This window comes from Marinomonas sp. UCMA 3892, from assembly GCF_012726345.1.
Taxonomy (GTDB): Bacteria; Pseudomonadota; Gammaproteobacteria; order Pseudomonadales; family Marinomonadaceae; genus Marinomonas.
On sequence record NZ_PTXN01000004.1, the window covers coordinates 180,745 to 193,187 of the forward strand.

Consider the following 12,443-nt stretch of genomic DNA (forward strand, 5'->3'; position numbering starts at 1 on the left):
GGAGAGTTGAAAATGAACAGTAAAAAATCATTAGGGACGGTATTAAAAACCCTAGCTATTACCAGCAGCTTAACCGCTGCAAGTTTAAGCTTTGCCAATACATTAACCGTATCTTCACCACAAGATCCGGGGAGTTGGGACCCAATCGACACATTTTTAGTTAATTGGGCTTCCGTCGCAACCAATATCTATGATGGTTTAACCTATCGTGGTCCAGACCTAAAATTACAACCAGGACTTGCTACCTCTTGGAAGCAGTTGGATGACGGAAAGCGTATTCGTTTTACATTACGCCAAGGTGTTAAATTCCATGATGGCGAAGACTTTAATGCTGCAGCCGTGAAATTTACTTTTGATCGCTTAATGGGTGATGAAGGTAAAAAAGGCCCACAGCGTTCCAATTATTCCGCGATTGATTCAGTCGAAGTCATTGATGACTATACTGTCGACTTCCATCTAAAAGCGGCGGATCCTGTATTACTTACCAAGCTGGCAGGTTATGGTGCCATGATAGTGCCGCCAAAATACATTCAAGAAAAAGGTGAAGACTTTTTCAATACGCATCCGGTTGGTACTGGGCCATTTAAATTTGCTTCTTACGAGCCAAAAGTCGGTATCAAACTAGAGGCCTACACGGACCATTGGGGTGGCGCGCCGAAATTAACAAACCTCAATTATCGCTTTATCAGCGAACCGTCTACGGCGGTTGCCGAGCTGCAATCTGGACGCGTTGATTTGGTCATTCCGCCAACAATTCCAATTGGAATGATTACCACGATTGAAAAAGATCCAAATCTTAAAGTGGCTACCACCATCAGCCCTACGGTATACGCATTACGTTTCAATACTAAAAATGGCATTACCAAAGACGAAAAAGTCCGTAAAGCATTGATTTATGGTGTAGATCGTCAGGCAATCATTGATTCCATTTTAGGTGGTCAAGCAGCTCAAATTGCTAGTTTCCAAAGTGCTATTTCATTTGGTGACGATCCATCCATGAAGCCGCTGCCTTATGATCCAAACAAAGCCATGCAGCTTCTTAAAGAAGCAGGCATTAAACCAGGCACCAAGATTCAAATCGATATCCGTGGTAATGACGCCACATTTAATGAAGTCTCCCAAGCCGTTGCCAGCTATCTACAAATTGTCGGTCTAAACGCCACGATTAAACCTTATGAAACCAACGTGCTGCTCAATGACATTATTCCTGCAGGTAAGACAGGCGAAATGTTCCAACAATCTTGGGGTGGATGGACACTGGATTACGACAATACAGCGTATTTCATGTACCACACAGGCGAAAAGTGGAATCCATACGACAGCGATCCAACGCTAGACAAACAATTAGAGTCTCAACGCTCTATTACAGATCATGCTAAGCGAGAAGAGATACTGCAGTCTATTGCTAACTACACGGCAAACCGCGCCTTGGAAATGCCACTGTACAACTTAAATGCTATTTTCGGTGTGTCTAAAAGAGTGAAGAACTTTACTCCTGTACCCGATAGTCGTTTGCGCTTAACCGATGTAACTGTCGAATAAGCTCTTCTACTTAATCTTAGCTAACTAAAGTAAGCAGCATTGCTCAGTCGATTAATCGCTGAGTAATGCCCATTGTTTTTAAAAGGAAAAGTCATGGCGAACTTTTTAATGAAACGATTTCTGCAAGCAGTATTTGTACTACTTGCAGTCACCTTAATCGTTGCTTTTGCTATACGTTTAACAGGAGATCCAGCTTTGATGCTGACTCAAGGTGCAGGTAGTGTGACCGAAGCCGATCTGATGTTAATTCGAGAAGCACTAGGCATCAATAAGCCCTTTTTTGTTCAGTATTTTGAGTTTCTTAAAGGCTTATTTAGCTTCGATTTTGGTCGTAGTTTCATGGGTGGAACGCCAGTATCGGAACTTATCAGCAAATCCTTACCAGCAACGCTAATGCTTGCAGCATCCGTTATGTTTGTGTCTATCGCTATTTCCATTCCCCTAGGTATCAAAGCTGCTGTATCAAAAGGTAAATGGGCTGATCAAACCATACGCATCTTGTCATTAATTGGTCTGTCATTTCCAAACTTTTGGTTAGGACTTATGTTGGTCTTGGTATTTTCTATTTGGCTGCAGTGGTTACCACCAAGTGGTATGGATGGCTTTACTAGCTTCTTAATGCCAGCTATTACAATGGCGATTATTCTGACCGCAACCAATGTTCGTCTGGTTCGCTCGTCTATGCTTGAAACCCTTCAAGCACAATACATAATGGTCGCTAGAGCAAAAGGTCTTAGCGAAAACAAAGTGCTCTATAAACACGCTTTGCGTAATTGTGCGATTCCACTGATTACCTACTTTGGTCTGCAATTCGGTGGGCTATTAGGCGGGATAGTCATTATTGAACGCGTATTCAATTGGCCAGGTCTTGGCACTCTTGCCTTCGATGCAGTAAGTGGCCGTGACTATCCAGTACTACAAGCCGTTATCACCATCCTCTCCATGCTTATCGTGAGCGTTAACCTGTTGGTTGATATTGCGTATGGCTTGATCGATCCACGCATTCGTACGGAGTAATAACACTATGTCAGCGAATCGTTTTAGTGCCTCTTTTTCTCGCTATAAAAGCTTAGAGTTTATTCTCGGTATTTTACTGACCGGAAGTATTTGTTTTTTAGTCGTGTTTTCTGACTTTCTGTTTCACGGAGCCGATAAAATCAATTTATCTGCCCGCTTACTAGAGCCGTTTACTCATGTAGGCCATTTTTTTGGTACAGATCCTCTAGGTCGAGATGTTATGGCCCGAGTTGTGTCTGGTGGCAAGATTTCTCTTCAAGTCGGCTTTTTATCTGTCGCTGGCGCTGTAATATTCGGCGTCATTATGGGATTAGTCTCAGGCTACTATCGTGGTTTCTGGGATGTAATTGTCATGCGCTTTGCGGATGTTCAGCTTGCAATGCCATTTATTCTTTTGGCTATTACCTTTATCGCTATTGTCGGTGGTGGTTTAGCGAATATGATTTTTCTATTGATCATTTCCCAATGGGTTCAGTACGCAAGATTAGTACGCGGCTCGGTTCTATCTCTTCGTGATCGTGAGTTTATCCAGTCCGCACAAGCAATTGGCGTAAGCCACTTTAGTATTCTGTTCCGTCACTTACTGCCTAACCTTATTGGTCCCGTCATTGTTTTAATGACACTTAATGTGGCAAACAACATCTTGCTAGAAAGTAGTTTGACCTTTCTAGGTCTTGGTGTTGATCCATTAACGCCAAGCTGGGGCGGTATGCTCGCTGATGGCCGTACTTATATTCAAAATGCTTGGTGGGTCAGCGTCTTCCCGGGCCTTGCTATCTTGTTAACCGTTCTAGGATTGAACCTTTTGGGAGATTGGCTTCGTGACAGCCTTGATCCAACCGGTAGGACTTCACGATGACTCATATTTTCTCCACTAACATTACGCAAACAACTCACAAGTTAGTCGAACAATTTGGCAAGCCTGAGTATCAAGGACAACTTATTGAAGCTTGGGTCTTTGCCGATCAAACACATCGCTTACAAGCTGAGGCAGCGCTATTAGATTGCGGAGTAAAAGCTAAACTACGCAGTGCCTATAAGCCGCTATTACACTTCTTTTTAGAAGATATTGATGTGTTATCGAGCCAAATCACACGTATTGAAGTGCATTATCCTACGCATGAAGCCGCTTCAGAGAAACGTTTTTTACTTGAGTCATATCCTCTTTCTACTCTAGTCGGTAAAGCAAACATTCATTTCATTGCCAATCCGAAATCAAGCGAATGTTATGAAGTCATTTTACGATCAGCGACGGGAGTACAAACACAGCATAAGGTTTTTGCTCCTAATCATCTGCACCTAGATCTTATCGGCCAAACTCATCTATCACCAACAGGTTGGCTAAAGGTAACGGATTCGGAAGGCAAACTAGCGTTTAACGAGCGCCTTGTTACTGATTATGAATCTTTGTTCTTAGAGGGTATGAGGGCTATTTCACAATACGCTTGGACAGGTTCCGAACCATATTTTGAAGAGCTTAATATCCAAGTATGTTTACCTTGGAAAGCGCAGAAACTGGAACACAAACAAGAAGTAATCAGCTTAAGTGAAGCCCTACATGAAGATTTTTATTTTTCATTGCAGGAATGGTTTAAAACCAAAGCAGGTTATCTTCCTAATGAAAGAGAGGGCAAACCAGGTCAGATCGTACCAGAGATAGGATATACCACTGAAAAAAACCTCACTATCAAAGTCGAAACACGACCTTATCAAATACAATATTCAACAGGACAGCAGACTCTAGAAGTTGCTGAAACTCCGATCAGTATGGAGCAAGTAGAAGTAGAGCTAGCAAAAATAATCGGTGATACTTTTACCGCCAACACAATTACAGGGAGAAAAGTCAGTGCTCGCTATCATAAAGGTACAGACTTCCCTGTCATGATCAGTGGCGGACAGCATGCCAATGAAACAACCGGTGTGGTTGGTACCCTACGTGCTGCTCAAATTCTTAATCATCAAAAAGACAGCCACTTTACTATCTCGCCATTAGAAAACCCTGATGGCTACGCTCTGCATCAGAGGTTGATCAAAGACAACCCTCATCATATGCATCATGCAGCTCGCTATACTGCGTTAGGGGATGATTTAGAGTATCGAGTAAAAGGGGAACTTTATGAAAAAGAGATCCGCCATAAAGCACGAGAAATAAGCCAAGCACAGTTGCATATCAACCTACATGGTTATCCATCTCACGAATGGACTCGCCCGCTTTCTGGCTACGTTCCTCGTGGTTTTGATATGTGGACTATACCGAAAGGTTTTTTCTTAATCTTACGTCACAGCGCCGATAAAAAATGGACAACTTATGCAGAAGAGTTCGCACACCTAGTCACTTTAAAGCTGATTAAAATCCCAGGTGTATTAGCTTTCAATAATGAACAGGTTGAGCTATATAGAAAGCATGCAGGAGAAACTAACTTTCGCATAATAAACAGCTTCCCTTGCCTGATTTCTCAAGGTAAACAAGAAGACATTCCTATGCAGCTTATTACTGAATATCCCGATGAAACTATCTATGGAGAACACTTCATTACCGGCCACGACGTACAAACAGCTACTGTTCTAGCGGCTTATGAAGTGCATCAGTTACTGTCTGCTAATCAATAACAAATATCTAGGCCGGACAAGCGTGACCTGTCCGGCCTAATGTCTAAAACCGTTCGTTACCATCTTGCTTCAAATTATTAATCTTCGTTTCACTAATTCGCCTTCTGCGCCAGTTTTTCCAATACTCGACTGACAGCCACAAAACCAAACGTGGCCGTGACAACCGTGCTAGCACCAAAACCGGTATCGCAATTCATCTTGGTTTCTGTATCCCCTTTTTGGCGCTGCTCGCAAACTGTGCCATCCAACTGTGGGTATTTCAATTGTTCTAAAGAGTACACACATTCAATATCAAAACGACGCTTGGTATTACGTGAAAAATTATAATGACGACGAAGGAAATTACGTAATTTAGCCGCCAAGGGATCCTGCTCTGTACGCGATAAATCAGCAATTTGAATCTGTGTTGGATCAATTTGACCACCAGCACCACCAACCGTGATGATTTTTCGCTTATTGCGCTTACACCAAGCGATTAGAGCGGCTTTTGGCTTTAAGCTGTCAATCGCATCAATGACATAATCAAATGGCTCTGAAAGCAGCTCTGGGATGTTTTCGGGAGTGATAAAGTCTTCAATGCAAGTCACTTGGCAATCAGGATTAATCAACTTTATCCGCTCCTCCATGGCCTCTACTTTGGCCTTTCCTATGTTGCCATCCAACGCATGAATTTGGCGATTGGTATTAGTGACACATACGTCGTCCATATCGATCAGTGTAATTTTACCTATGCCTGAGCGCGCCAAAGCTTCCGCAGCCCAAGAACCAACACCACCAATGCCAATGACACACACATGAGCTTGAGCGAAGTATTCATAGGCGGCATGTCCATACAAACGGCGAATGCCACCAAAGCGTTGATCATTTGACACTTTTATCTCCTCGCGAAGGGTCTACCCTGCGCTTTTAATGCTAATACGTGTATTCTTGCACTTAGAAAATTGGAATTTAACTCTATCAATCATTCTGTACTGTGAGCGCTATGATTCAGCAAGCTTTTGAAATGCTTGGTTTAACACCAAGGGAAACGCAACTTTATCAAACGTTATTAAAGCTCGGACCTTCTTCTATTCGAGATATTGCCGAACATAGTGGCATCAATCGCGGAACAGCCTATGAGTCACTAAAGCAGTTACAAAGCAAAGGGATTGTTAGCTATTTTCCAAAGGGAAAACGCCGACTGTTTACCGCAGAAAATCCCGATATTTTATTGAATCTCGCGGAAGAAAAACGCAACCGCTTAGACAAAACCATCGACAATCTTAAAAATACGATTATTCCGAACCTACACCAACAACAGCCAGATTATCACCAAACCCATGTGCGTTATTATGAAGGCGATGATGGTATTGAGTGGGTGTTGCGCGATATTTTAAACGTGGTCTCGCAACAAGACCACAAAGAATATTGCGTGTTTTCATCCAAACCCATTCGTCCCTTTTTGTACCGCCCATTTCCTAACTACACCAAGCAACGAGTAAAGCTCGGCATTAACGTAAAAGTGATCGCGCTTGGCGATGGTGGTGAAGAAGCACAATTATCGGAACGTAAGTGGATTAAAACAGAAGGTTCTGTGGATGCCAGCTACATAGCAATCTATCCGCCCAAATGTGCCATCATCTCACTAGCCAGTAACAACTTTCCTTCCGCCGTGGTATTGGAATCTAAAGACATAGCCAAAGCACAACAGATTATTTTCGACACTCTGTGGAAGATGCTTTAAAACCAATCGAGCAAGCGGAATTTCAGCCAATAAAAAAGCAGCTCGAAAGCTGCTTTTTTTGACTTCAAATTCAATATTACCGCTTATTTGTTATTGCGGAACTGCTGAATAGTACGCAAACGGGCCATAGCTTCCACTAGTTCCGCTGTCGCACGAGTGTAGTCGACGTCAGGTTTTTGGTTAGCCAAAAGCTCTTTAGCATGTTCCTGAGCTTTTAGTGCCGCCTCTTCGTCCAGATCTCTTGCACGAGTGGCTGTGTTAGCCAAGACGGTGACGCGGTGCGGTTGAACTTCTAGGAAGCCACCGGACACGAAGATTACCTCTTCGTCACCATTTTCTTTAACCACACGAACAGGACCTGCTTGCAGAGTCGTCAACAATGGCGCGTGACCAGGCATAATGCCCAAATCGCCATAGCTGCCTGCAGCCACAAGAGATTGAACCGTACCGGAAAAAATCTCTTGCTCAGCGCTTACGATATCGCAGTGTACTGTGATAGCCATAAGTTGCCTCTCTTAGTCATACTTAGCAAAAGCGCCTTACAACGCTTTTGCTACGCGTGATGGTTAAAGTTTCTTAGCTTTCTCGACAGCTTCGTCGATGCTACCAATCATGTAGAACGCTTGCTCTGGAAGGTCATCAAACTCACCATCCAAGATGCCTTTAAAGCCACGAATAGTGTCTTTCAAAGAAACATACTTACCTGGAGAGCCAGTGAATACTTCTGCTACGAAGAAAGGCTGAGACAAGAAACGCTGGATTTTACGAGAACGGTTAACCGTTTGTTTATCTTCTTCAGATAACTCGTCCATACCCAAGATTGCGATGATGTCTTTCAATTCTTTGTAACGTTGCAATACCATTTGTACGCCACGCGCTACGTCGTAGTGCTCTTGACCGATAACAAGTGGGTCAAGCTGGCGAGAAGTAGAATCAAGTGGGTCGATCGCTGGGTAGATACCCAAAGATGCGATGTCACGAGACAATACAACCGTTGCGTCCAAGTGAGAGAACGTTGTTGCTGGAGAAGGGTCAGTCAAGTCATCCGCAGGTACGTATACCGCTTGAACAGACGTGATAGAACCAGTCTTAGTAGAGGTGATACGTTCTTGAAGAACACCCATCTCTTCAGCAAGTGTAGGCTGGTAACCTACCGCAGATGGCATACGACCTAGCAATGCAGATACTTCGGTACCAGCAAGCGTGTAACGGTAGATGTTATCTACGAAGAAAAGTACGTCACGACCTTCGTCACGGAACTTCTCAGCCATAGTCAAACCAGTCAAAGCAACACGTAGACGGTTACCTGGTGGCTCGTTCATTTGGCCGTATACAAGAGATACTTTGTCGATTACGTTCGAGTCAGTCATCTCGTGGTAGAAGTCGTTACCTTCACGAGTACGCTCACCAACACCTGCGAATACAGAGTAACCGCTGTGTTCGATAGCGATGTTACGGATAAGTTCCATCATGTTTACGGTTTTACCTACACCGGCACCACCAAACAGACCAACTTTACCACCTTTCGCGAAAGGACAAACAAGGTCGATAACCTTGATACCCGTTTCTAGCAATTCGTTGCTAGAAGACTGCTCAGCATAAGAAGGAGCAGAACGGTGAATTGACCAACGCTCTTCTTCGCCGATTGGGCCTTTTTCGTCAATCGGATTACCTAGAACGTCCATAATACGTCCTAGTGTTTTAGTACCAACTGGCACAGAAACTGGTTTGTTTGTATTTTCTACAACCAAGCCACGTTTAATACCGTCAGTGGAACCCATTGCGATGGTACGAACAATACCGTCGCCTAGTTGTTGTTGAACTTCCAACACCAACTGTTTACCCTCAATGGTCAGGGCATCATATACTTTTGGCACGCTATCACGTGGGAATTCCACGTCCATAACCGCGCCAATAACCTGTACGATGTGTCCGCTACTCATGTTCGGATCCTCTTAAATACCTAAATACCTTAAACCGCTGCCGCGCCGCTGACTATCTCAGAAATTTCCTGAGTAATCGCTGCTTGACGAGCCTTGTTGTACACCAACTGCAATTCATCAATGATATCGCCGGCGTTGTCTGTTGCGTTTTTCATCGCAAGCATACGAGCTGCTTGTTCACACGCAATATTCTCAACCACTGACTGATATACTTGAGATTCAATATAGCGAACCAATAATTCGTCCAAAATTTCAACGGCTTCAGGTTCATAAATGTAATCCCAGTGGTGCTTTAACTCTGTATTCTCTTCCGCTTTTAAAGGCAAAAGTTGCTCAACCGTCGGGTTTTGAGTCATGGTATTCACGAACTCATTTGAAACCACATAAAGACGATCAATGCGACCTTCGTCAAATGCGTCTAGCATCACTTTAACACTACCGACTAGGTCGTCAGCTTTTGGTGCATCACCTAAGCCTGTGTGTGCTGCTGTTACATTTCCGCCGTAGTTACGAAAGAATGAAACGGCTTTACTACCGATTGCACAGATGTCGATTTCAACACCAGTATCAGCAAACTGTTTCATATCTCTAATGGCTTTTTTGAACACGTTAACGTTCAAACCACCACATAAACCACGATCAGAAGAGATTACGATATAACCAACACGCTTCGCCTCACGCTCGGTAAGGTAACGGTGTTTATACTCAGGATTCGCGTTGGCCAAATGACCAACTACTTGGCGAATTCGTTCCGCATACGGACGAGAAGCGGCCATACGATCCTGAGCTTTACGCGTTTTACTTGCAGCTACTTTTTCCATAGCACGAGTAATTTTACGCGTATTGTTAATGCTCGAAATCTGAGTACGTATCTCTTTTCCGACTGCCATAATAGAACTGCCCTTGTGAGAATGTTATTTCACAAACTGCAAGAAAGTGGTGACAAGCTTTAATTGCTTGTCACCAAACTCATTACCAAGTTTGCGTCGCTTTAAACTTCTCGATTGCCGCTTTAAAGGTCGCTTCAATCTCGCCGTTAAAATTACCAGTTTTGTTAATGTCAGCCATAAGATCAGTGTGTTCACTGTTCATGTAGCTCAACAAAGCAGTTTCAAAACTACCAATTTTGCTTGTTTCAACATCTTCAAGGAAGCCATCATTAGCAGCGTAAAGAACTACGCCCATATCAGCTACAGACATAGGAGAGAACTGCTTTTGTTTCATCAGTTCAGTAACCTGTTTACCGTGCTCTAACTGCTTACGAGTCGCTTCGTCTAGGTCAGATGCGAACTGAGCGAAAGCCGCCAATTCACGGTACTGAGCCAATGCAAGACGAATACCACCGCCAAGTTTCTTGACGATCTTAGTTTGTGCTGCACCACCTACACGAGATACCGAAATACCTGCGTTCATCGCTGGACGAATACCGGCGTTAAACGAGCTCGTTTCCAAGAATATCTGACCATCTGTGATGGAGATAACGTTGGTTGGTACGAATGCAGATACGTCACCACCTTGAGTCTCGATGATTGGCAATGCGGTCAAAGAACCAGTTTTGCCTTTCACTTCACCATTGGTGAATTTCTCTACGTAATCAACGTTTACACGTGATGCACGCTCAAGAAGACGAGAGTGAAGATAGAATACGTCACCTGGGTAGGCTTCACGACCTGGTGGACGACGAAGAAGCAAAGAGATCTGACGGTAAGCCCAAGCTTGCTTGGTCAAATCATCATAAATGATCAACGCGTCTTCACCGCGGTCACGGAAATATTCACCCATAGTACAGCCAGTGTATGGCGCTATGTAAAGCATTGCTGCTGGATCAGATGCGCCAGCTGCTACTACAGTGGTGTATTCCATTGCGCCAGCTTCTTCAAGCTTACGCACGACGTTAGCAATAGTAGATTGTTTTTGACCAATCGCTACGTACACACACTTAATGCCAGAATCTTTCTGAGCAATAATGGTGTCGATTGCTAATGCAGTCTTACCAATCTGACGGTCACCGATGATCAACTCACGTTGACCACGACCAATTGGCACCATAGCGTCAATTGCTTTATAACCAGTTTGAATCGGTTGATCAACTGACTGACGTTCAATAACGCCAGGAGCCACTTTTTCAACTTTATCAGTTAGTTTTGCATTGATAGCGCCTTTGCCGTCGATTGGGTTACCCAATGCGTCAACAACACGACCAAGCAATTCAGGACCAATTGGAACTTCCAATATACGACCTGTACATTTCACTTTTTGACCTTCTACAAGGTCTTGGTATTTACCAAGTACTACTGCACCTACAGAGTCACGCTCTAGGTTCAAAGCAATACCGTAAACACCACCAGGGAATTCAATCATTTCCCCGTACATAACATCTGCCAAGCCGTGGATCAGAACGATACCGTCTGCCACGCTGACAATTGTGCCCTCATTTTGGGCATCAGAAGATACATCGAGGTTCTCGATGCGCTTCTTGATAATCTCGCTGATCTCAGATGGATTCAGTTGCTGCATGCTAAATTCCTCAACCCTGGTTTCGATTTAACGAAACACTAGGAGTTTATCGCCTCGGCCAGTTTCGCTAATTTACCGCGCACTGAACCGTCGATGATTAAGTCACCTGTACGAATAACCACGCCACCAATTAGGCTTGCGTCTGTTTCACTGGTTAAGTTGACAGTACGGTCCAACTTTTTCGCCAATGAAGCGGCTAATGCTTGTGTTTGTTCTGCTGTTAATTCAAATGCAGACGTAAATTGAACATTTACGGCTTTTTCGAAATTCAGTTTGAACTGTAAAAATAACTCAGAAATAGCCGGAAGAAGCGATAAACGCTTATTCACAGCAAGAGCTAGCAAAAATGCTTTGCCTTGTTCTGTTGTTACTTCTGCACAAACGTCCGCTAGAGCGTTTGCCTTCTCTTCCGCACTAAAAGCAGGATTTCCAAGTGCTTTTTTAAGCTTTGGCTCAACTGTTACAGAAGCTAATACGTTTAACATATCAGCCCACTCAACAATGTGACCTTGCTCTCTAGCAACTTCAAAAACCGCTTTCGCGTACGGTCGCGCGACTGTTTTTAATTCAGCCATTAGACCCTCGCTTAAAGCTCTTTGGCGAGCTGTTCAACGATCTCGCTATGTGCTTTTTCGTCAATGGTGGCTCCCAAGATCTTCTCGGCACCAGCAAATGCAAGAACGGACACTTGTGCACGCAATGCTTCTTTAGCACGCATTACGTCTTGTTCGATCTCTGCTTGAGCTGCTTCGCGCAGACGCTTGCCATCGGCAATCACCTGCTCTTTTGCCTCGTCGACCATTTGGTTCGCACGTTTGTTGGCTTGTTCAATAATCTCGGCCGCGTTCTCTTTGCTTTCACGTAAGATTTGAGAGGCTTGTTCTTGTGCCAACTCAAGGTCACGTGAAGCACGGTTCGCTGCTTCCAAACCGTCTGCAATTTTTTTGCTACGCTCTTCGAGCGCAGCAATAACTGGTGGCCACACATATTTCATGCAGAACCAGACAAAAATAGCAAACGAGATAGCTTGGCCTAGAAGTGTGAGATTTAAGTTCACGCTAATATCCTCGCTTTTAGTCGTTTAAAAATTA

12 protein-coding genes are annotated in these 12,443 nt (G+C 43.9%); 5 read left to right on the top strand and 7 right to left on the bottom strand.

What is annotated here, in order from left to right; all coding sequences use genetic code 11:
• Positions 1 to 12 precede the first annotated feature (12 nt).
• From B6N13_RS07395 to B6N13_RS07410, 4 genes are all read left to right on the top strand, one after another.
• Entirely contained in the window at positions 13 to 1,542 is a 1,530-nt protein-coding gene (locus B6N13_RS07395) for an ABC transporter substrate-binding protein (protein WP_100636232.1), read from the top strand.
• 93 nt (positions 1,543 to 1,635) lie between these two features.
• Entirely contained in the window at positions 1,636 to 2,559 is a 924-nt protein-coding gene (locus tag B6N13_RS07400) for an ABC transporter permease (protein WP_012072116.1), read from the top strand.
• Positions 2,560 to 2,566: 7 nt separating this feature from the next.
• Positions 2,567 to 3,418, top strand: coding sequence for an ABC transporter permease (locus tag B6N13_RS07405; RefSeq protein ID WP_012072117.1), 852 nt, complete (start codon positions 2,567 to 2,569; stop codon positions 3,416 to 3,418).
• Positions 3,415 to 5,169, top strand: a complete 1,755-nt coding sequence (locus B6N13_RS07410; protein WP_169458984.1) for a M14 family metallopeptidase — start codon at positions 3,415 to 3,417, stop codon at positions 5,167 to 5,169. Before B6N13_RS07405 ends, B6N13_RS07410 begins: the two co-directional genes overlap by 4 nt.
• Positions 5,170 to 5,261: 92 nt before the next feature.
• Here the strand turns inward: B6N13_RS07410 and tcdA are convergent, their stop codons facing one another.
• Positions 5,262 to 6,041: a tRNA cyclic N6-threonylcarbamoyladenosine(37) synthase TcdA gene (gene tcdA, locus B6N13_RS07415; RefSeq protein WP_012072119.1), complete on the bottom strand. Its 780-nt coding sequence runs from the start codon at positions 6,039 to 6,041 to the stop codon at positions 5,262 to 5,264.
• 110 nt (positions 6,042 to 6,151) lie between these two features.
• Between tcdA and B6N13_RS07420 the strand changes: the two genes are divergently transcribed.
• Positions 6,152 to 6,892, top strand: coding sequence for a helix-turn-helix domain-containing protein (locus B6N13_RS07420; protein WP_012072120.1), 741 nt, complete (start codon positions 6,152 to 6,154; stop codon positions 6,890 to 6,892).
• A gap of 83 nt (positions 6,893 to 6,975) precedes the next feature.
• On the opposite strand, the gene B6N13_RS07425 is transcribed toward B6N13_RS07420, so the two are convergent.
• The 6 genes from B6N13_RS07425 to B6N13_RS07450 form a co-directional block, all read right to left on the bottom strand.
• Positions 6,976 to 7,395 (bottom strand): F0F1 ATP synthase subunit epsilon, encoded by a 420-nt coding sequence (locus B6N13_RS07425; protein ID WP_012072121.1) that lies wholly within the window; start codon positions 7,393 to 7,395, stop codon positions 6,976 to 6,978.
• A gap of 63 nt (positions 7,396 to 7,458) precedes the next feature.
• On the bottom strand, positions 7,459 to 8,835 hold the full coding sequence (gene atpD, locus B6N13_RS07430) for a F0F1 ATP synthase subunit beta (protein WP_012072122.1): 1,377 nt from the start codon (positions 8,833 to 8,835) through the stop codon (positions 7,459 to 7,461).
• 29 nt (positions 8,836 to 8,864) lie between these two features.
• Positions 8,865 to 9,725: a F0F1 ATP synthase subunit gamma gene (gene atpG / locus B6N13_RS07435; RefSeq protein WP_012072123.1), complete on the bottom strand. Its 861-nt coding sequence runs from the start codon at positions 9,723 to 9,725 to the stop codon at positions 8,865 to 8,867.
• 82 nt (positions 9,726 to 9,807) lie between these two features.
• Positions 9,808 to 11,352, bottom strand: coding sequence for a F0F1 ATP synthase subunit alpha (gene atpA / locus B6N13_RS07440; protein WP_012072124.1), 1,545 nt, complete (start codon positions 11,350 to 11,352; stop codon positions 9,808 to 9,810).
• A 38-nt stretch (positions 11,353 to 11,390) separates the two neighbouring features.
• A complete protein-coding gene (locus tag B6N13_RS07445) occupies positions 11,391 to 11,927 on the bottom strand; it encodes a F0F1 ATP synthase subunit delta (protein ID WP_012072125.1) in 537 nt (178 codons plus the stop codon).
• 11 nt (positions 11,928 to 11,938) lie between these two features.
• The gene (locus B6N13_RS07450; protein WP_012072126.1) at positions 11,939 to 12,409 is read right to left on the bottom strand and encodes a F0F1 ATP synthase subunit B; all 471 of its coding nucleotides are present in this window, start codon (positions 12,407 to 12,409) and stop codon (positions 11,939 to 11,941) included.
• Positions 12,410 to 12,443: the final 34 nt, after the last annotated feature.

Coding starts and splice junctions, on each gene's coding strand:
- B6N13_RS07445 (WP_012072125.1), bottom strand. CDS start 11,927: ATGGCTGAATTAAAAACAGTCGCGCGACCGTACGCGAAAGCGGTTTTT.
- atpG (WP_012072123.1), bottom strand. CDS start 9,725: ATGGCAGTCGGAAAAGAGATACGTACTCAGATTTCGAGCATTAACAAT.
- B6N13_RS07425 (WP_012072121.1), bottom strand. CDS start 7,395: ATGGCTATCACAGTACACTGCGATATCGTAAGCGCTGAGCAAGAGATT.
- B6N13_RS07410 (WP_169458984.1), top strand. CDS start 3,415: ATGACTCATATTTTCTCCACTAACATTACGCAAACAACTCACAAGTTA.
- B6N13_RS07405 (WP_012072117.1), top strand. CDS start 2,567: ATGTCAGCGAATCGTTTTAGTGCCTCTTTTTCTCGCTATAAAAGCTTA.
- B6N13_RS07420 (WP_012072120.1), top strand. CDS start 6,152: ATGATTCAGCAAGCTTTTGAAATGCTTGGTTTAACACCAAGGGAAACG.
- B6N13_RS07395 (WP_100636232.1), top strand. CDS start 13: ATGAACAGTAAAAAATCATTAGGGACGGTATTAAAAACCCTAGCTATT.
- B6N13_RS07400 (WP_012072116.1), top strand. CDS start 1,636: ATGGCGAACTTTTTAATGAAACGATTTCTGCAAGCAGTATTTGTACTA.
- atpD (WP_012072122.1), bottom strand. CDS start 8,835: ATGAGTAGCGGACACATCGTACAGGTTATTGGCGCGGTTATGGACGTG.
- atpA (WP_012072124.1), bottom strand. CDS start 11,352: ATGCAGCAACTGAATCCATCTGAGATCAGCGAGATTATCAAGAAGCGC.